General features: G+C 55.6%; 19 protein-coding genes. 13 read left to right on the top strand and 6 right to left on the bottom strand.

Annotation, left to right across the window (positions count from 1 at the left end):
• Window positions 1-120: 120 nt before the first annotated feature.
• Together mer and BW919_RS03575 are read left to right on the top strand one after the other, a co-directional pair.
• Window positions 121-1,170, top strand: coding sequence for a 5,10-methylenetetrahydromethanopterin reductase (gene mer / locus BW919_RS03580; RefSeq protein WP_088335687.1), 1,050 nt, complete (start codon window positions 121-123; stop codon window positions 1,168-1,170).
• A gap of 129 nt (window positions 1,171-1,299) precedes the next feature.
• On the top strand, window positions 1,300-1,752 hold the full coding sequence (locus tag BW919_RS03575; RefSeq protein WP_232452941.1) for an ASCH domain-containing protein: 453 nt from the start codon (window positions 1,300-1,302) through the stop codon (window positions 1,750-1,752).
• Here BW919_RS03575 and BW919_RS03570 read toward each other — a convergent pair.
• Window positions 1,706-2,092 (bottom strand): cysteine-rich small domain-containing protein, encoded by a 387-nt coding sequence (locus tag BW919_RS03570; RefSeq protein ID WP_088336486.1) that lies wholly within the window; start codon window positions 2,090-2,092, stop codon window positions 1,706-1,708. The genes BW919_RS03575 and BW919_RS03570 overlap by 47 nt on opposite strands.
• 79 nt (window positions 2,093-2,171) lie before the next feature.
• On the opposite strand from BW919_RS03570, the gene BW919_RS03565 reads away from it, so the two are divergent.
• A complete protein-coding gene (locus BW919_RS03565) occupies window positions 2,172-2,624 on the top strand; it encodes a universal stress protein (protein ID WP_088335685.1) in 453 nt (150 codons plus the stop codon).
• A 5-nt stretch (window positions 2,625-2,629) separates the two neighbouring features.
• Here the strand turns inward: BW919_RS03565 and BW919_RS03560 are convergent, their stop codons facing one another.
• A complete protein-coding gene (locus BW919_RS03560) occupies window positions 2,630-4,552 on the bottom strand; it encodes a GNAT family N-acetyltransferase (protein WP_088335684.1) in 1,923 nt (640 codons plus the stop codon).
• Window positions 4,553-4,583: 31 nt separating this feature from the next.
• Between BW919_RS03560 and BW919_RS03555 the strand changes: the two genes are divergently transcribed.
• Window positions 4,584-5,282: an RNA methyltransferase gene (locus BW919_RS03555; RefSeq protein WP_232452940.1), complete on the top strand. Its 699-nt coding sequence runs from the start codon at window positions 4,584-4,586 to the stop codon at window positions 5,280-5,282.
• Here the strand turns inward: BW919_RS03555 and BW919_RS03550 are convergent.
• On the bottom strand, window positions 5,279-5,716 hold the full coding sequence (locus tag BW919_RS03550; protein WP_088335682.1) for a hypothetical protein: 438 nt from the start codon (window positions 5,714-5,716) through the stop codon (window positions 5,279-5,281). The genes BW919_RS03555 and BW919_RS03550 overlap by 4 nt on opposite strands.
• A gap of 91 nt (window positions 5,717-5,807) precedes the next feature.
• Here BW919_RS03550 and BW919_RS03545 point away from each other — a divergent pair, with 91 nt between their 5' ends.
• From BW919_RS03545 to BW919_RS03510, 8 genes are read left to right on the top strand one after another with little or no spacing between them, the layout of a single operon-like run.
• Window positions 5,808-6,905, top strand: coding sequence for a DUF1512 domain-containing protein (locus BW919_RS03545; RefSeq protein WP_232452939.1), 1,098 nt, complete (start codon window positions 5,808-5,810; stop codon window positions 6,903-6,905).
• Window positions 6,906-6,912: 7 nt separating this feature from the next.
• Window positions 6,913-7,977 (top strand): 60S ribosomal export protein NMD3, encoded by a 1,065-nt coding sequence (locus BW919_RS03540; protein ID WP_088335680.1) that lies wholly within the window; start codon window positions 6,913-6,915, stop codon window positions 7,975-7,977.
• Window positions 7,978-8,009: 32 nt separating this feature from the next.
• A complete protein-coding gene (locus BW919_RS03535; protein WP_088335679.1) occupies window positions 8,010-8,984 on the top strand; it encodes a tyrosine--tRNA ligase in 975 nt (324 codons plus the stop codon).
• Window positions 8,971-9,303: a hypothetical protein gene (locus BW919_RS03530; RefSeq protein ID WP_088335678.1), complete on the top strand. Its 333-nt coding sequence runs from the start codon at window positions 8,971-8,973 to the stop codon at window positions 9,301-9,303. The genes BW919_RS03535 and BW919_RS03530 overlap by 14 nt, the downstream gene beginning before the upstream one ends.
• A complete protein-coding gene (gene eif1A / locus BW919_RS03525) occupies window positions 9,245-9,580 on the top strand; it encodes a translation initiation factor eIF-1A (protein WP_088335677.1) in 336 nt (111 codons plus the stop codon). Before BW919_RS03530 ends, eif1A begins: the two co-directional genes overlap by 59 nt.
• Before the next feature lie 2 nt (window positions 9,581-9,582).
• Entirely contained in the window at window positions 9,583-10,368 is a 786-nt protein-coding gene (locus tag BW919_RS03520; protein ID WP_198324664.1) for a serine protein kinase RIO, read from the top strand.
• A gap of 4 nt (window positions 10,369-10,372) precedes the next feature.
• Entirely contained in the window at window positions 10,373-10,981 is a 609-nt protein-coding gene (locus BW919_RS03515) for a KH domain-containing protein (RefSeq protein WP_088335676.1), read from the top strand.
• A gap of 36 nt (window positions 10,982-11,017) precedes the next feature.
• Window positions 11,018-12,058 (top strand): DNA topoisomerase IV subunit A, encoded by a 1,041-nt coding sequence (locus BW919_RS03510; RefSeq protein WP_088335675.1) that lies wholly within the window; start codon window positions 11,018-11,020, stop codon window positions 12,056-12,058.
• Here BW919_RS03510 and BW919_RS03505 read toward each other — a convergent pair.
• Both BW919_RS03505 and BW919_RS03500 read right to left on the bottom strand, forming a co-directional pair.
• Window positions 12,018-13,214 (bottom strand): prenyltransferase/squalene oxidase repeat-containing protein, encoded by a 1,197-nt coding sequence (locus tag BW919_RS03505; protein WP_088335674.1) that lies wholly within the window; start codon window positions 13,212-13,214, stop codon window positions 12,018-12,020. The two genes, BW919_RS03510 and BW919_RS03505, sit on opposite strands and share 41 nt — an antisense overlap.
• 67 nt (window positions 13,215-13,281) lie before the next feature.
• A complete protein-coding gene (locus BW919_RS03500) occupies window positions 13,282-14,592 on the bottom strand; it encodes a hypothetical protein (protein WP_088335673.1) in 1,311 nt (436 codons plus the stop codon).
• A 216-nt stretch (window positions 14,593-14,808) separates the two neighbouring features.
• Here BW919_RS03500 and BW919_RS03495 point away from each other — a divergent pair, with 216 nt between their 5' ends.
• On the top strand, window positions 14,809-18,843 hold the full coding sequence (locus BW919_RS03495) for a cobaltochelatase subunit CobN (protein WP_088335672.1): 4,035 nt from the start codon (window positions 14,809-14,811) through the stop codon (window positions 18,841-18,843).
• Here BW919_RS03495 and BW919_RS03490 read toward each other — a convergent pair.
• Complete coding sequence (locus BW919_RS03490; RefSeq protein WP_157665967.1) at window positions 18,827-19,477, bottom strand: phosphoribosylanthranilate isomerase; 651 nt, start codon at window positions 19,475-19,477, stop codon at window positions 18,827-18,829. The two genes, BW919_RS03495 and BW919_RS03490, sit on opposite strands and share 17 nt — an antisense overlap.
• Window position 19,478 lies beyond the last annotated feature (1 nt).

The raw sequence follows: 19,478 nt of genomic DNA, 5'->3' as shown, positions 1-19,478 counted from the left end.
ACCACTGTAGAGTTTTACCTCAACTCTCGTCGGTGAACGAAGTTACTAACTTCAGTTCGCCCCGCACCGAGACCTTCAGTATTTAAAAGTGAGATCAAATGTTCGGTAGGGGTTCAGATAATGACAGAGGTATCGTTCGGAATCGAGTTACTACCGGACGACAAGCCCACGAAGATCGCTCATCTGATCAAGGTCGCCGAAGACAACGGGTTCGAGTACGCATGGATCTGTGATCACTACAATAACTACTCCTACATGGGAGTCTTAACCTTAGCCGCAGTGATCACTAGCAAGATCAAGCTCGGCCCGGGTATCACCAACCCGTACACCCGGCATCCCTTGGTCACTGCGAGTAATATCGCCACGCTGGACTGGATCTCCGGCGGTCGTGCGGTTATCGGAATGGGTCCCGGAGACAAAGCCACGTTCGACAAGATGGGACTACCGTTCCCGTGTAAGATCCCGATCTGGAACCCCGAAGCCGAGGATGAGGTCGGTCCCGCGACCGCTATCCGTGAGGTCAAGGAGGTGATCTATCAGTACTTGGAAGGCGGACCGGTGGAGTATGAGGGCAAGTACGTCAAGACGGGAACAGCCGACGTGAACGCACGCTCGATCCAGGGTTCAGAAATCCCGTTCTACATGGGAGCTCAGGGCCCGATCATGTTGAAGACGGCCGGTGAGATCGCGGACGGAGTCCTCGTCAACGCTTCGCACCCGAAGGACTTCGAAGAGGCCGTGCCGAAAATCGAGGAAGGAGCGAAGGAGGCCGGCCGAAGCCTCGACGAGATCGATGTCGCGGCGTACACGTGCTTCTCAATCGACAAGGACGAGGATAAGGCCATCGAGGCTACGAAGATCGTGGTCGCGTTCATCGTGATGGGTTCTCCGGACGTGGTGCTTGAGCGTCACGGTATCGACACGGAGAAGGCCGAGCAGATCGCCGAGGCGATCGGTAAGGGAGACTTCGGCACCGCGATCGGGCTCGTAGACGAGGACATGATCGAAGCCTTCTCTATCGCCGGAGACCCGGACACCGTAGTCGACAAGGTCGAAGAACTACTGAAGTCAGGTGTCACCCAGGTCGTCGTTGGTTCACCGATCGGTCCGGACAAGGAGAAGGCAATCGAGCTCGTAGGACAGGAAGTCATTCCGCACTTCAAGGAGTAACCTCCTTCTGCATCCCACTATCCCCACTATCCCGATCGCCCTCATACCATTTCTTGCCCTACAATGGCTCTTCTCAAAGATTACAAAAACCAGGAACGCACTCCACCACTACGGGTTCTCGGTTTGCCCGTGTGGATGTCGGTAAAGCCGAAATTCGCGGATATGATCCTAGACGGAGTCAAGAACGTTGAAGTTAGAAGGTGGCTACCGGGAACGATCCTCCGAGAACGTACCTGCATCGTGTACGCGTCGAGTCCACTGTGCACCGTGCTCGGCGAGGTTACCATAGAGGAAATCAAGAAGGTGGCGATACAGTCCGAGGAAGATCTCGCTGAGATCGCGGAGTTAGCCAAAGCGTCCGAGGACGAGCTGATGAGGTACCTTGAGGGCTGTGATCACGCGTACCTGATTGCACTGGACGGTCCCGTTAGGTATCCTAACCCTCTTCACCTGGAGGACTTGAGGCATCTCATCAAGAAGCGCTTGAACATGGATTTCCATCCTAACCCGCTGTTTCGAATTGACCAGGAAGTCCTCAACGTCGTGAGGAGTGCTGTCGGTGTTTCCGATAGGCCTCTTTGATACTTTCAAGCACTTTCTCCTTGAGTTCTGGATTTTCTTCTAGTTGTTCTGCACCCCGTAATATGCTCCCGTTTCCCACACTTAACAGCTCTCGAAGTAGTACCTTGGAGGGTTCCGGTCTGTGGATGAGATGACAGTCCTTACAGCTCCAAACTTCTGAGCCGTTCCTGGTCTTAATCCATTCCCCAAGCTCTTCGTCTAGACACGGGTATAAAGGGCAAAAACACCATGTACAGTCTTGACCATCAAAATGGCACGGGTAGTACTCACATTCCTTATTGGGACCGACGGGCTCACGTACATTCCTCTCGTCCAGTTTCTCGAAGTGCTTACGGGCCATGGGGTGCAAGGTTTACCCCCCGAGATGAAGCGTTACGGTATTATACGTGGTGAAGCTACGGTAATGGGGGTGTCCTCCAGTGTTTGATAGGATTATGGTACCGACCGACGGGTCGGAAAACGCCAAGCAGGCCGCCAAAGTGGCCATCGAAATCGCCAAGAAAGAAGATGCGACACTGATTGTGACTCACGTGATTCCGCTATGGAGTCCATTGGGTACGAAACCATCGTTTACGCTGCCCGAGGAGATCGTGAAAGAAGCCGAGAAGATCGTCAACGAGATCGCCGAGATGGCTAAGGAGGAAGGCATTGATAATGTCGAAACCCTCGTAGTGGAGTCACCTTCTGTGGTTCAAGGGATCGTTGAGGAGGCTAAGGAGAGGGACGTCGACCTGATCGTGATGGGTACACGAGGCCTCTCCGGAGTTAAGGGTCTCATCTTGGGCAGTACGACTAAGGGTGTATTATCAAGGTCACCCTGCCCGGTACTGGCGATACCGCTCGAAGGTGAGGGGGAGCATGAAGAAGGCTAACTCTTCTACTCCACCCCAACCAACCCATACCCGACGTACACAAGTTTATCCGGCGCTAGCGCATCGATGACCTCGGACCTGTGAGTGATAATTAGTGCGGTAATCTCTAACTCCCTGCACATTTCCGAGAAGCTCCGTGCTACACGCATGGCGGTCTTCGGATCAAGGTGCGAGCAAAACTCGTCTACCACTATCAGATTAGCCCCCTCCGCTATCATCCTGGCCAGACGAACCCGCTCCTTCTGACCCGGAGACAACCGCTCGTACGGGCTTCGGTACAGCACGGCGTCTGAGATACCGGACCGGTTAAGTATCTCCACAGCGACGTTCACGTCCCCGGTCACCGACCACAGGTCTTCGATGATGGTCACACCTGGGTCGATCTCGGGTTCCACTTCCCCCGGGATCATCGCGGACAGTTTGGTGTTCTCAGGTAGGGAAACCTCTCCCTTGTCGGGTTGGTACATCTCCTTAACCAACTTATCCGCTACCTCTCTAGGGTTAGTACCCATGGAATATAGTGCTCGGGACACTACCGGCGTCGAAAGCTCGCGGATAATGCGCTGACGGACGTTCTCGATGAACTCTTCATGTGCTCCCATGATCATACGGACTAATGTCGTCTTTCCTGCTCCGCTAGGGCCTACCACTACAACCAGTTCGCCGGGCTCGATCCGTAGATTCACGTCCTGAAGCACGTATTGTTGGATCCTCCGATGAAGAACCCCGAACGCCTCGAGAAGCTTAACGACGTCCTTGGGCAACCCTTTCACGTCGAGCTCCGTGGAGAACATCTTATTGAGTCGCTTCACTTCGATCGGTCCGTCTAAGGGGTCTACCTCGAGTTTTCGCAACCTGGATCTGTACAGTCGGCCGCCGTGCTGTTTTGCTATTTTGTCGGTTTTGATGAACCTCGAAACCTTCCGCTTGGCATTTTCCGACAATGGACGCACGAGGTAAGGTCGGCCTGAGCCGGTATCCCACAAGTATACGAATCCGACGCTCTCGAAGACCGGGTGGTATCTGGCCATTTGGGCGATAACTTCGATCAAGTGTTTTTCCGACTTCATTTCCGGGATTCGACGCTCTTTCACCCATCTTACAGCGGCTTGCACCGAGGTTCTCCCAATACCGTCGGCTCGGTACTCCGGATGAACCACGACCCGTGCTATGCGAGCCGCCTTGGTGTCGCAGGCACGTAGGATATCCTCGATGGTCTTACCTCGCTTAGGCTCGAAGGTGGGGTGGAACCAGTTCTTGCTGAAGACTTTTTCCCTGATGTTTCGCTCCACTTTACCGTCGAGACGTCGGTTGAGTTTGGGGATAGGAGGATCCACGCGGACGTATGCCAAGATATCAGGCTCGTATTCCTCGCCGTTCATCAACTCCACTACCATGAACCTGGAAGCGGGTAACGAGCCTCTGATCGTTCTAAGTTCGATCCGCGACGAGCCACACCCAGGGCACTCTTCCGGCTTGAGGTTAGCCCTTATTAAACGTCCACACTCCTTACATTTCCACACTGCCACCACGTCTTTATCGGAGGCGTAATGGTACTGTTCGAGGCTCACAATGGCTTCGAAGTCTTCACGATAGATGGCCTCCCTGGTCCGCAATCTATACTCGTAGACACCACGACCGAGTGTATCCCGCTTCTCTACTTTGGTCTCCATCTCGAACGGTGGCCACACCGGCACCCACTCGTTATCGTACTTCCGCTCCACCTCCACATCATCTTTAAATACGTCGACGGACCGTGCATGGTCGACGCCGCGCACCCTGACCCTGGTGCCCTTCGTGAGCCAACCTGCGATAGTTCCGGGCATCCGGAGCTTGAGTTTCCCGTCCTCCGTTTCGATCTCGACTTCCCCGTCCCAGTAGTTGGTCCTTCGCTCCCGAAACTTGTTCACGACCACACCTTCGAGCAAAGACTGCACCCCGGAGGAATCAAGCTTGGACGTGCGGGTGGTACTGGTAGAGCCGAAGTACGACGGGAACGTCGGTCACGTAGCCCGTGTCATGAAAAACTTCGGGGTAAAGGAGCTCTTTTTAGTAAGGCCTAGGTCAGAGCTCGGCGAAGTGGCGATAGCTCGGGCGATGCACGCGCTCGACCTGTTGGAGAACGCGGTGATAGTGAACACGTTGGAGGAGGCTATCGAGGACGTGGAGGCGGCCATAGCGACGACCGCTGTCCTCGCCTCAACACCCGCTAGGAATCCAATGATGCCTTGGGAGGTTAGAGAGACGTTTTCTGACTACGAGAAGATCGCCGTGGTATTCGGGCCCGAAGACAGAGGTCTGAGGACTTGGGAGGTCGAGATTTGCGACGCCACCCTTCATATCCCGACAAGCGAGGAGTACCGTTCCATGAACCTCTCACATTCCGTGGCCGTAGTACTTTATGAGCTTAAGAAGGTAGAGTATGTGCCTGAACGGTACGGCCGTACTGCCACCAAGCGAGAGAAGGAGGTGCTAGTGAAGTCCTTGGACGACCTCATGAAGACTTTGAACTTCGACAGCACCCGTCGCGAGAACGTATGCACGACTTTCCGGAGGTTTCTCGCCAGAGCAAGATGTACAGATAAAGAAATCAAGGCACTACTGTGGATATTCGAGAAAGCTAAACGGCGTATTCTAGGAGTCAAGAGACAGGACTAGCGGAATATGAATCTGTGAACGTTCACGTATCTGTACCCGAAGACTTTCACCTTGCGATAATATATTACAAACTCTATACACCATATCGCTAGTAAGGCTATGATTATGGGCTTCCACCACGCCGTTAACACAAGCACATTACATCGAAAGGGTGAAATCATTAGATATGGTATTATAGGAGTGAATCCGAACAGTATCGATGCTATCGCATACGGTTGAGGTTCTCCCATGTAGACCTCTGCGAAAGTTGCGGGAGAGTTTGCGCTAACGAGCGCTAGGAAGAGGACGAAAGCGTTTAAAACCATACCGGGATCTGAGGACAGCACGGAGGCGAACGAGATTAGTCCTGACTGCGCACCAGCGAGTATGAGCCCGGCGACCCCCCATAGGGACAACGCCGAGAGTAAGTGAACCGCCGGGTTCTTTAGCGCCAACTCGGGTCCCCCCGCCAACCGGCAACACAGATTCCATCACGTATAAGGGTGACGGAGTCCAGCGACCTTCCATGGGGTGCTGGCGTTGAACGTGGACACGTCATTAGTCGAGAATCTGGTGTATTTTATTGTCTCCATCGTCCTCTTTTGGCTCTTCATTCGGGTCTACTATCAAGTGGTGCTCTTCAGGAGGATAGAGGGAGAAGTAGAACGTATACGGAAAATAGACGAGAAAGTCCAGCAGATGGTAGTGAGGCGGGCCAGATGCGATAGGGAAGAGGCTGAAACACTCGTACAACGGGCTGCAAACCTATTCGTGGTTCAGCCTGTGCAATTGGATCCTCACGGTATTATTGAACGCCTTGAAAACTTGATCGAGCGGAGTGAAGATAAGTTCCGCTCGTACGCAAGAGTACTCACAGGAAAACGCGATGGTGTCGAAGTAGATAACATGAGTATGGCACTTACGTGCGTATTCTCCATCCATGTTATCGCTCAATATCTCCGACACTTGCTGTTGTCAGCCAAGAAAACCAACAACATACAGCTCTTACTTCTAATAACCATGCTATTGCCGACATTTAAACAGTTCGTGAAGAGTAACTACGAGGGTGCGAAAGCATTCCTCAAGTGTGTGCCTATCGGCGACAGCGTCGGCCCCATGGTCGCGGCTAGGCTCATCGGAGACTCACCAGTTCGAGAGGTGGAGAAAGGTACTGTGGCCGCCGAGAAGGAGCTAGAGGGACGCAGATTGGTGATAGTCAAGGCGCATGGGCCCGGTGGTAACTTAGGCAAACTTGGGCGTGCCGTAAAGAAACTCGTAAGAGAATACGGTGATGTTTCTAAGATTATAACTATCGACGCCGCACTCAAACTCGAAGGAGAGAAAACAGGCAAAGTCAGCGAGGGCGTGGGAGTAGCCATGGGTGATCCCGGCCATGAGAGCTACAAAATCGAGCAGATCGCGGCCGAGGAAGGCATCGATCTTGATGCGGTGGCTATCAAGATGAGTGCGACGGAAGCTGTCATGCCCATGCCTAAGCCCGTCGTCGACGCCGTGGAAGAAGCCGCCGAACGTGCTCTCGAACTTGCCAAAGAGGCCCCTGAGGACAGCACCGTGATCATCGTAGGAGTCGGCAACACCGTGGGCATTCCCGACAACCGTCTATACGTCCCAGAACGGGGGTGAAGGGTAGCTGATATGTCATCGGTGCGGACGTGAGGTCGATACGACAATAGACGGCCTGTGCCCTGAATGTTACCTAGAAGAACACCCGATTATCGAAGTACCCGAGGGACTGGAGGTCCGAGTCTGTGCGCAGTGTTTAGCACGTCACACCGGGCTGCGCTGGGAAGACCCTCCTGAAAGTGTCGGGAGTATCGAAGAGCTGCTCGTGGAGTATGTGCTTAGGGAGTTAGAAGAAAACCTCCGAACGCTCCCCGATGTGGACGTCCGGATAGAACCTCTAGAGGTTAAGGGTGAACCCGGTGGTCCCGGAGCCCGCGTCCTTGTCGAGTTACTCGCCGATAGTGAATGGGAGGTAGGAGAGGAAGTCTTCACCCGGAAGTACCACCTCAGGGTCCCGGTAGTCTTCGCGCTGTGTGATCGGTGCATGAAATTCCGGTCTGGATACTACGAGGCCATACTCCAAGTGCGGTCGCTTCGAGGTAAGCTGACCGAGCGTGAGCGGGAGGAAGTCGAAAACTTCGTGACGGAAGTGGCCGCCTCACTGCTCGAGCGTGATCCTATGGCCTATATCTCTGATATGGAGTATCCGGATGAGGGTATCGACTTCTACATCGGTTCGCTTAATGCCGCACGCAAGCTCGCCCGACGCCTCGTCGATGCGTACGGCGGGATCGTAAGGGAGTCGCACAAGCTCGTCGGGTTCGACCGCGAGCGCGGTAAGAGCAAGTACAAAGCCACCATCTCCGTGAGGATACCTCATTTCCGGAAAGGAGACATCCTACTGGTGGATGGCCAGCCTTACCTAGTCACAGGCCTGGGTGAGAGGTGTTCCCTTCGTCATCTCATCAACGGGGAGGTGGTCAAACGTGAGTGGGAGGAGATGAAGGGCGTCGAAGTTCTGAAGCCCGAACCCGCCGTGGTGATCGAAGACACCCCGCCCCGTGTCGTGTTAGAGCGTACGGGTGAAACGGTCGAGTGTTATGAAAGTGATGTCGACCTTCACGTCGGACAGCGCGTATACGTGATTCTGCTGAGAGGCGTCGCCGTGATAGTTCCTGAAGAATACCTTTAACGGACGCGGGACGCCGTCAGGGGGTCTCGTCCGTGGACGTCGAGGAGAGGTTGAAACTCGTAACCCGAAACGCCGTCGAGGTCGTAACTGAAGAGGAGCTTCGGCAACTTCTCGAGGAAAAAGAAGAACCCGTAGCGTACGTCGGGTTCGAGCCCTCGGGTAAAGTTCACCTCGGTCACAAGCTAGTCATCGACAAGATGATCGATCTCCAAGAGGCCGGTTTCCATGTGATCATACTCCTAGCAGATCTCCACGCATATCTCAACGAGAAAGGCACGTTAGAGGAGGTGCGTGAACTGGCGGATTACAACCGCCGATGCTTCCTGGCGATGGGTTTGGACCCGAACAAGACCGAGTTCGTCCTCGGGTCGGAGTTTCAGCTGGACGAAGACTACGCGCTGGACGTGTACCGGATGGCTCGCCATACTACCATGCGCCGAGCCCGACGCAGCATGGATATGATCGCCAGGAGTGAGGAAAATCCTCCGGTATCCCAGGTCGTTTACCCCCTTATGCAGGCACTGGATATCGTGCACCTGAACGTCGATCTGGCTATCGGTGGGCTCGAACAGCGCAAAATCCACATGTTAGCCCGGGACGTGCTTCCCAAGATAGGTTACGACTCGCCGACGTGCTTACACACCCCGATCATCCACGGGCTCGACGGAGACGAGAAGATGTCCTCAAGCAGGAACAATTTCATCGCCGTCGATGACGAGCCGGAGGTCATCCGAGAGAAGCTTCGTAAGGCGTACTGTCCGGCCCGCGAAGCCGAAGGCAACCCGGTTCTCGAGATCTACCGGTACTTCATATTCCGGGAGTACGATGAGGTTACGATCGAACGTCCGAAGAAATACGGTGGAAACGTCACTTACACCAGCTACGAAGAGCTGGAGCGGGACTTCATCGACGGTGAGCTCCACCCGCTCGACTTGAAGGAAAACGCCGCGAGGTACCTCTCCGAGATCCTGAGACCAGTAAGGAAAGCTATGAATGCGCCATCATAAAGGGGTTGATGGCGACTCGCGACTCGAAGGAGAGCTCGTCCTCGAACTGCCCGCCGAAGTAGCTTCCGGCGTTCTGTGGGAGGGTGGACCCAAAGGTTTCCACCACGAGATCGGTATGCGAGGGAACCGCGTCAGAGTGATGTTCGAGGCTCGGAGCCCTGTGAAGGTGCTGTCCGGTATCGACGCGCTACTGGCGTGCGTCCGAGTTTCCGAGGAAGTACTTAAGCTCGTGAGACCGGCTAAAGACGGGGGTGACGCAGATGGGCAAGCGTATCGACGACGAGACTCTGAAGAAGATCAGACTCCCAAAGGAAGGTGAAATATTCGGAGTCGTGGAGAAAATGTTGGGTAACGACCGAGTGCAGGTGAGATGTGTCGACGGAAAGACTAGAGTGGCGAGGATACCCGGAAAGATGCGGAAGCGTGTCTGGATCAGGGAGGGAGACGTTGTTCTCGTGAAACCATGGGAATTCCAACCTGAACGCGCCGACGTTACATGGAGGTATACTAGGGTACAGGTCGACTGGCTGAAGCGCAAGGGTAAATTGGACGAACGAGTGACCGAACTCCTCGAGGAGATTATACCGGGCGCCTGACTTTGACCGAGGATAAGTATTTCTCCGCGATCGAGGAACTGGAGCCGAAACCAGGAAAGGTCAAAAGACTGGAGAAAACCCTGGAAGACCTGAAGGTAGAAGAGGAAGTCTTCGACCAGTACACCCTAATGACCCTGTACGAGCTGTCCAGGCGTGGGTATATCGACGGGCTCATGGGGTTCGTGAAGACTGGGAAGGAAGCCAACGTCGTCAGGGGAATCCGTGGCGACGAGCTAGTTGCCGTCAAGATTTACCGCGTCGCTACCAGCGACTTCCGCCGGATGTGGAGGTATATCCGGGGCGATCCCAGATTCGAGAACATCGGGCGAAAGCGACACCGCATCGTCTATGCCTGGGCCGAGAAGGAATTCAAGAACTTAACCCGAGCTTACGGAGCCGGTGTAAGGTGTCCTGAACCGATCGCTCACTTGAACAATGTACTGATTATGAAATTCATAGGGGATGACGAAGGGAATCCGTACCCGTTGATGAAGGACAATCCTCCGGAGGAAGAATACGCGGAAGACGTTTTCTCGAATATCCTCGATGACTACCGCAGGATGTATCGTAAAGCCGAGATAGTCCATGGCGACCTCAGCGAGTACAACATCCTCTACCGGGGCGAGGGCGACTACGTGATCATAGATTTCTCCCAAGGGGTCGTGCTGGATCATCCTATCGCCGAAGAGCTGTTGATACGTGATTTGCGGAACCTCATCCGGTTCTTCGAGCGCCTGAGAGTTGATACTCCCACGTTAGAAGAGGTCCTCGAGTACGTCCGGGGGTGAGAACTTGGCGGAGCTGGCCGACGAGTTCTACGAAAGCGCTGAGCGCGTGAAGATCCCTAAAGATCGCGTCGGAGTGCTGATAGGTGAGGACGGCGAGACCAAGCGCTACATCGAAGAAAAGACGGGAGTTGAACTGCGCATAGACAGCAAGACGGGCGATGTCGAGATCCGTCCCACCGAGCGTGTTAAGGATCCGCTCGATCTCATCAAAGCCAAAGAATGTGTGTTGGCCATAGGTCGTGGGTTCTCCCCTGAGCGTGCGTTCCGACTCCTGAGGGAGGAGGACGCAAGTCTCGAAGTAATCGATCTGTACGAGCTTGTCGGCCGCAACCCGAAGGCGTTGGAGCGGCAGAGGGCTAGGATCATAGGTCGAGAGGGGCGCACTCGACAACTTATCGAGGAGCTCAGCGGTGCCGACGTGTCCATCCGCGGCAAGACGGTGGCCCTTATCGGAACACCCAGACAACTTCAGATCGCGAGGAAGGCGATCGAAATGCTCGCCTCGGGTGCTCCGCACGGGCGCGTGTACCGGTTCCTCGAGGACCAGCGTCGCAAGATGAAGCGCGAGAAGCTGCGCCTATGGAAAGACTCGGAGCCCCCCGACATCCTCTAACATCTCACCCCTCAAGGTACCCTAGGGAACCTCGGGATGTCCGAAGCGCTACAACGCCTCCGCGAGTTCGCGAAGCAAGTCATGAAGTGCGTGGAGAAGGACGAACCAGTTCGAATACCGAAGCGTACAACTTCCAACATCCGTTACGATCCCAAGCGTGGAATCTTCACACTCGGTCCTGATAAGCTCGAGCGCCGTCCACGCACCTTGAAAGGCTCCAAGAAGTTAGCCCAGATGCTGAGCGTCGCCGCTTTCGCCAAGGAACTCGTGGAGAAGGGACGCTCCGCTACTCTCAGGGAAATCTACTACACTAGTGAAGGATGGGAAGTCGACTTCAAGGATCAGCGCGAAAGCGATTCGATCGTGGAGGACTTAGAGGCGACGCTAGGCCTCAAGCGTGAAGAGTTCGGTGTATGGCCCGAGGAGGACGGTGCTGCCGTATACGGTGACTTACTAGTTCGGGAGAACCGTGTCGAAATTCACGCCGAGCGAGCCGGGATCAGCGGCTATAACATTCCGCCTAACGTCGACGACGTCGAGATACTGGATTGTGGCGCCGAACGCGTGATCGCCGTCGAGACCATGGGTATGTACCGTAGGCTCGTCCAGGAGCGCGCTCACGAGAAGCTGGACGCGCTGATCGTGGGGCTGAAAGGTCAAGCCGCCCGGGCGACCAGACGATTGCTCCGACGTCTGAACGAGGAATTGGGATTACCAGTGTACGTGTTCACGGACGGGGATCCCTACGGCTGGCACATTTACATGGTAATAAGGAGTGGGAGCGCCAAAGCAGCTCACCTCAACGAGGAGCTTGCGTGCCCCGACGCTAAATTCATCGGCGTCACAGCCACTGACATCGTCGAGTACAACCTCCCCACGGAACCCCTGAAAAAGACCGATTACAAGAGGATAGAGGAGTTACGACGAGATCCGCGGTACGACGACCCGTTCTGGAAGAAAGAACTTGATTTGTTGGAAAAACTCGGAAAGAAGGCCGAGCAGCAGGCGTTCGCGAAGTATTCCTTGGACTACGTCGTCAAGGAATACCTGCCCGCCAAGCTCGACGAGCTGGAATGAACGCCAGCGCCAGCACTGCCAACGGTGATACCGGTACTCCGCCTCTCTTGGCCTTCTGCAGCCACGCACCCAGTGCGGCTAGACACCAACCCGTACAGTACGCCCTCATCGGGTTTTCCTGCGGCTTCGATGGGTCGTTCATCGTAGGCCAGAACCACGCTCCCTCTGATTGGCTTCTCGTGTTCAGTAGGAACTCCACGGCTTTTTTCACTCGGTCGTCGTTCGGGTCGGCTCCCGTCAGCATCAACGCGAACAACACTCGCGCCGTCTTGTGTGGACACGGAGCTGCGGTTCCTTCCGGACCGTACTCACTGTCGTACACCGACGTGTGAGCAGCGAACGCACCATCCTTACGCTGGAACCCTAGCACTCCCTCCTGCAGCTTCGGCACGAAACCACGGTAATACCCGTCACCCGAGAAGTAGAACGCCAGCATGTCCCAAGCCGTGAAGTCGATCTTCGGCCCGTTGCTGGAGATCAGCCCACCTAAAGGCGACTTCCCTAGATGACTTTCGATGTACTTAAGGCCCCTTGCGATGCGCTCGTCACTGGGTCCGTACCTCCCGGACCACTCCGCCAACCATACGACGAGTCCTGTACACCGCCCCGGGTTCTGCCACGAACCCGGGCCGAAGTTGCTCCACGATCCGTCGTCGTTTTGCATACTTAGCAGCTTTCTTAGGGCTTCATCGATGAACTTACTCACACCGTGTTTTTCAGCGATATCCGGGAACTTCTTCTCGACAGCGATGAGACCCATCAGCGCGTGAACGGTGTACATCGGCATGTACTCCTCCCTTCCTCCTCCGCTAGGGTGATCCCAGAACATCTTCCTGTCGCCGTCCCAACACTTCAGGATGTACTCGACGCCGTGGTCTACGGCTTCCCGTACTCTACTCTGCTGATCCTTAGGAAGCTCATCGTACACTTCGCACAATCCCAGTAGAACTACTCCTGTGTCCATTGCGGAGGACTTCTGGACCCCCTCGTACAACCAACCGCCGTCCGATTGCTGGTTCTTAAGGAGCCAGTCCACCGCCTCGCAACAACGCTGTTGGACATCACTCACGAGGTCCGCCTCGGCGGCGCCCAACAAGCAGAGGGCAGCGACGAGAGATAGTACGAGAGATAGTATCCCACCATGAACTAACCTCACACCATGCACCCCCCGTTCGGGATCGTAAGTGATGAAGAAAAAGAAACACAAAAAGAAGGACTTTGGACTAGCGGCGCCGGAGGACTGCCAGCACCGCCAGCAGTCCGACCAGTACCGCTACTGGGTTCACCGGGACTTTCTTCCTTCCAAGTCTCTCCACGACGTTGAACAGCTCGCCCACGGCCCAGTCCTTGACCGCCGGTGCGCACTCCAGTGGGTTCGACTCGAACTTAGCCTTCGTGATCCCCACATCGGCCCACGCGTTCAGCTTATCCAACACGTTCTCGACAATCTTCGCGTTCTCCTCGACCTTGTCGCACGCCAGCTTGAGGTCGCTCTCGGCCGGTGGGAAGAAGTGTCCGTACTGGTGCACGTACTCTTCGTAGGTAGCCCAAACGTCCTCGATGTTAAACAGGATCGCAAATGCTAGGGCATCCTCGGATAGCTTCTGTCCGTACACGTCATTATCGCTCTTGAACATCTCGATCACTTTCTTCATATCTTCTACCGTGAAGCCACCCTCGTGCGGCTGGTACTGGCCACCCTCCATATAGGTCTCCACGAAGTTGTCGCCGAGCCCGAAATGCTTGGCCTCTAAGTCGATCAGCTCGATCACGCGATCCGGTGTCAAATCGTCGGTACCGAACACTACCTTGATTAGGTTGTTTTTAATCACGTTAGTCACGTCCTCCGGACTCTCGCACTTGCTGAAGTCCAGCTCGATCGGGTCGTCGTTACCGTAGACGCCCGCCGGTATCGTCACTTTACCCACGTTTTCGGCGATTTGAGCCGCTTTGTTCGTCTCGTTGAAGACGGCCCGCCAGTTCTCGGACACGACCAATCCTAGAACCGCCAGCACACGCGACGCAATGGCTGTCTTCAGGTTCTCGTCACCCTTGTGGGCTTCCCAGTCTTCCCAGGTCTCTCCGACCTTCTCAACTGCTCCCTCCCATGCGTGGGTCTCCTCGTGGACCTTCAGCGCGTAATCAGCCGGCTCCTGCGCCAGATCGGCGACCACCTTTACTCGCTCGAACCAGTTCTCACCCAGTTCGTGGATGCCGTAGATCAGCGCCCTGAAGTCTCCCGGACCGACCTCGGTCCACGACTCGGATTCGGCTACGTCCGTGCCCTGGAACACCTTACTGATAACATCCTTATCGTCCTTGAACGCCATGTACGGGTACGCCGTGGGTGCCACCTTGAGACCGCACGGTGGCTGGAAGCCGCCGATAATGTTTAGAGAATCCCTGACTTTTTCCCCGTACTCCTCTATTTTAGCAGCGGCCGAGTACGCCTCCTTGTACTCCTGAAGGTTCGCAGCGGCGCCAGTTAGCAACACCATCGCGGCGACGGTGACTATGGAGTACAACTTAGACACTACAGTGTCACCCCCTATGCTACCTAAGGCGGTAATATTATTACCTTTTCTCCTTAAAACCGCGGAAGTCGTCCCCGAAACTCTTACAGAATTCGATTAAGCGGGCAGATACGGCGGAGCACACTACGCTAGAGTCTTAAAGTCTGGTTCCTAACCGCGGAACGCGAGTGCGATAATGGGGGCCCGGGAACCTCGCCTCGTATCACGATAGCGGTGATGCTCCCAATCCTACCACTCTTGATGCCGGTAACGGCATCGTCGCAGCTTCAGTTCCACACACCAGATGCAGGTGTCAAGCCTGACGTCTACTGGTCCGACTTCTTAGGGTATCCGACCGGAGCGCTGTTCCGCGAGGTGATCATGCCTGACTCCCACGGCGAGGTGGTAACACCGCCCACTCACCTTGGCGGGGAACCGTATCGACAGAACGCCGAGATCGTGCAGAAGCTAGTAGATCGGTGGAGAGAACTGTCCGAGAAACCGAACGATAGGAAGGTGATCGCGCTAGTGTACTACGACTGGCCTCCGGGTAGGGAGTCGATCCGGGCGTCGGGATTGGACGTCTTCGGGTCTCTCGTCAACATCATGGCGAACCTGAAAGCGGCCGGTTACAGAGTGAGTACGCCTTGGGATGATCAACTCCTGAAGATAGCCCAACTCGAGCGGGAAGGGCGTTGGGACGAGGCCGCCGAGCTAGTTCAGAGAACCTCCCAAAAGTTAGCCAGGATGATCGAGAAGTATGGTGTGAACGTGGGCTGGTGGCACGGTGACTACCTCCGCACCATGTACGACCATCACGCATACCTCGTGACCATCCCCGTCTCGGAGTATTTGAAGTGGTACAATCAGCTCCCCGAGTCGGTTCGTCTCTACGTGGAGTACGGTATTCCGGGTCTCCTGTACGGATACGCCGAGCTCTTGCACCGAGTCCTGAAAGGCCGAGCCCTGGAAGGTAGATCACTCGAGACGTTGTCCCGCAACCTGAACGCCATGTTACGCGACGTTGAGACTCTCCTGAACAACCTCGGGGTACCTGACACAACCGACGTCCTGAAAGCTCTGCGGGATCTTGTCGACGCACTGCTCCGTTACGCCGCCGGAAAGTCTGGGCATAACGAGCTGGAACGCGCGTTCCGACGTGCCGTCGATCTGGGTCGCGAGTTCGAGCGGCGGTACCATACCGGTATCTTCGGATGGGGTCTTCCACCGGGTGATGTTATGGTGGTCAACGACGAGTTCGTCGTGCCGGGACTGAAGTTCGGAAACATCATATTATTACCTCAACCTCCACGCGGTCTACTCTGGGGGATGGCCGCTTACCACTCATTGCTCCTACCTCCGCCACATTATTACCTCGCAGTTTATCTCTGGCTGAAGCATCACGTGGACGTCGTCGTACACGTGGGATCTCACGGTACGCTGGAGTGGCTGCCGTTGCGCCGCACGTTCTTGTCTCACATCGACTTCCCGACCGTGCTCCTAGGCGACGTACCCCACGTGTACCTGTGGTGTCCGACGAACGGCGAGCTCTACAACGTCAAGTGGAGGACGTCCGCCGTGGTCCTGAGCTACCTCCCACCCGCGCCCTCTACGGCTTATGACTTCTACCTCAACACACTCGTAAAGCTGCTGCACTCGTGCTTCCACGTCTTCGAGGGTAATCCCGAGGTGGAGGAGAAGCTGAAGCCCGTGATCATGGAACTCCTCAAGCGCACCCGGATTTATGAGTGGATGGGCCTCACTTGGAATGACGTGGAACGGATGGCCCGGACGGACTTTAGCCGTCTCGTTTCCGAGCTCCACTCTCACTTGCACATCATGCAAGCTCACGGTGAATCGCCGACGCCGGTCAAGTTGGCCCGTCATCTGCACGTCTACGGCCTTGTGACCTCGGAAGAGGTCCGTGAGTACGTCTCCGCGCTGCTGTTCCGTGAGTACCTGAAGCTCGCGTCCGAAACCTACGGCGAGGACCTCGAGTCGATGCTCTCACCGGAGAACATAGCCAAGTACGGGGAGAGGGCACTGGAGCTCTTCGATCGCATGTGGAAGGAGTGGCAGTCACTCGTTCGTAACCCGTCGGAGCTCCGGCTTCGCTACCCTAAGCTGTACCGTGAGATGGAACGTATCAGAGATCTCATTGTCACTTCTGCTAAGCTCGAAATCGAGAACCTCCTGCGCGTTCTAGAAGGACAGTCGGTGCCCGTAGGCCCGCCGGGTGATCCGACCGTAGATATCTCCGTGCTACCTACGGGTAGAATGCTCTGCTTACTGAACCCCGAGCTGATACCGTCTGAGACGGCGTGGATGCTTTCCAGATGGGTCACTGTTAAGCAGAACACTTTCTTCGTCCTATCCGCCGCAGATGTTCTCAACGATCGTGGGCTGTCTCTCGCGGTTCTACTAAGATCATCCGGTGTCAACTGCGTGGGAGGGCGTTACGTGTTATCTGGATCCCCCGTTTACTCACCGGTTCTCGTATGCCAGGGGCTCGAGGCGATATTCGCCCGAATGCCGGCTGGGCGGACGCTCCTCAAGTCACACGTCGAAGCCGTTCTTAGGGCCCCGAAGGACATCTTCGCCGTAGCAAACTTGTTGAAAACTCTCCTTGACAGGTGTAGAGATCCGGACTTCCGTAAATCGCTTGCATCGATACAGTTGGACCCGAAACTCCTGGATAAAGGTATAGAAGTACTCAGGAAGTTCTCCGCTTCCCTAGGTGACGTCGACGTGCGCCCGACGTTCCGACCCGGCTCCCTCTGGTACGCAGCATGGGCGGTGAAGTTCCTCTACGACGTCCAGGTGAACGGAACGCCGATCGAGAAGGCCGCGATCAGGGCCGCATTGTGCGTCTACTGTCCCGCTGACTACACGATGGGTGTCATGGCCGCGACGGAGCGCTTGAAACCCGAGGAGTGGGAAATGTTAGCTCGCTCCCTTTCGTCCAAGCTCGAGAACGTCTTAACCCCGGAAGGTCCTGAGCCAGCCCCGGGACTCCTCCGAATAGACCTCCTCATCGTCGATTCCGTCCTGAAGCCCGTGACCGATAGGCTCTGGGGTGTTCTAGCGGAAGACGTGATCGAATTCTACGGTGGCCTTCTGGCCGTTGCGATACTAGTCAGAGGCCTGCCCGATCCGTTGGTGCTCGACGAGGTGTCCTCGTTGCGTATCCGCCAGCTGTTCGGTGAGCTCTCCCGAGAGTTTCACTCACTGTGGATGAACAGGGGCTGGTTGCTATCACTTCGTACTGCGGGAGAGGCTAACGACTTAATGGATCGAGTTTCACGGTTGATGTCGTGGATGATACTGCTCACTCCCACGGTATTGAATCCGACTACCGTAGCCGAGAAAGCTATCGCCGGAGTACTGGGGCAGCTATTTTTCGAGCTCGCTCAACGGTTCGTCTTGGATCAAGAGGTCGTGCGGCACTTGGAGAGGCTGAACCCGTACGTGGTCGAGTCGATAGAGGGCCGGATGTTTGTGATTCTGAACTCTGATTTCGGCCTCAAGTTGCTGAGGTGGTCGTACCACTATCAGGTCCTATACCAGCTCGGAAAGCTCGAGGAAGCCGAGAAGTGGGTGCGAAGGTTTCGGGAAACGGCCAGACGGTTCTCGTTTGGGACGCTCACCAGGATGGTGAGTAAGTACGGTCCGTGCGGCTGTTTGGCAGTAACTCTTAACCCCGTGCTCCATGGGATCTTAGAGGAGTTTACCGCCGTTGTGGAACTCCTCGTCCCCAACCCGTTCTCCGCGGGGGTGTCTCCGGTAATCACGACCGTTCCAAGCTTCAGCACGATGCTGAGTCCTACGATGTCAAGCGAGCGGACGTCGGCGTCTCCAGGGTCGACCTCCATCCTTACCACACGAGTGTCTTCAGTCGCGATCGTATCTTCCGGAGTTACTTCAGCTTCCGTAACTAAGGACCGTAGTTTCCCGTCTGAGCACATATTTTCGAAAGTGACGGGTACCGCGGCTATCACGACTAAATGTCAGGAGTCCCTGTCGAACCGTCCGAAGCGAGTGGAACTAGCTTCCGGGATATCTCCAAACGGTAGCTCACCCGCGCGCAGCGTGTCCACCTACGGTACCGGGTCCGCGGCATCGGCTGAGGTGTTGAAACGACAGGGTGGTTCCTCGGGTTCACCCGTGTCACCGATCCTCAGGTACCTCATCATGGCTGCCGTAGTAGGAACGCTGATATTATGGTTCGTGTGGATGAGATATGGCAGTGTCACGACTAAGTCGACTTGGTGACCCTCACGAACTTCTCTATGGCCTCAGGATCCTTGATTCCCGGCTCTTTTTCCACCCCTGAAGATGTGTCGACGGCGTACGGGTTGACGGTCTCGATGGCTTCCCTGACGTTCTCCGGGTTCAGACCACCCGCAAGGATCACTGGTACGCTCAGTCGCCTAACCAATCGTGCCGACACGTTCCAATTGTGACGCTCACCGGATCCTCCACCTCTCTCGGATTTGGTGTCCAAGAGCACGGCGTCCACGACTTCACAGTACTCAACTAGCACTTCTTCCCTTATCGATTCCTCTCCCAACCATACGTATCCTCGCTGATCCACCCAGAACGTCTTGATGACGTCGAATCCAAGCTCGCTGAGCTTTTCACAGGTTTCCGTGTCCTCCGTTCCATGAAGTTGCACGGCAGTGGCTTCTTCCAGCCTGTCGACAGGTTCTAGGTTGTCCATCAGCACTGCGACCCTCGACACGAACGGTGAAACTACGGAGAACACCTCGTTCGCGTGCTCCACGGACACTTTTCGTGGTGTGGAAACGGGAACTTCTACAACGCAACCGACGGCGTCGGTTCCCGCCTCGTCGGCTGTCGCTGCATCCTCGGGCCTGGTTACACCGCAGATCTTCACCCTAACCACG

It is taken from the genome of Methanopyrus sp. KOL6 (assembly GCF_002201915.1).
Lineage (GTDB): Archaea > JAADCQ01 > Methanopyri > Methanopyrales > Methanopyraceae > Methanopyrus.
This window is presented reverse-complemented; position numbering and strand designations above follow the sequence as displayed.

Bases quoted from the DNA above. Each gene is read 5' to 3' on its own strand.
- BW919_RS03530 (WP_088335678.1), top strand. From the start codon at position 8,971: ATGCGCCATCATAAAGGGGTTGATGGCGACTCGCGACTCGAAGGAGAG.
- BW919_RS03510 (WP_088335675.1), top strand. From the start codon at position 11,018: ATGTCCGAAGCGCTACAACGCCTCCGCGAGTTCGCGAAGCAAGTCATG.
- eif1A (WP_088335677.1), top strand. From the start codon at position 9,245: ATGGGCAAGCGTATCGACGACGAGACTCTGAAGAAGATCAGACTCCCA.
- BW919_RS03570 (WP_088336486.1), bottom strand. From the start codon at position 2,092: ATGGCCCGTAAGCACTTCGAGAAACTGGACGAGAGGAATGTACGTGAG.
- BW919_RS03495 (WP_088335672.1), top strand. From the start codon at position 14,809: ATGCTCCCAATCCTACCACTCTTGATGCCGGTAACGGCATCGTCGCAG.
- mer (WP_088335687.1), top strand. From the start codon at position 121: ATGACAGAGGTATCGTTCGGAATCGAGTTACTACCGGACGACAAGCCC.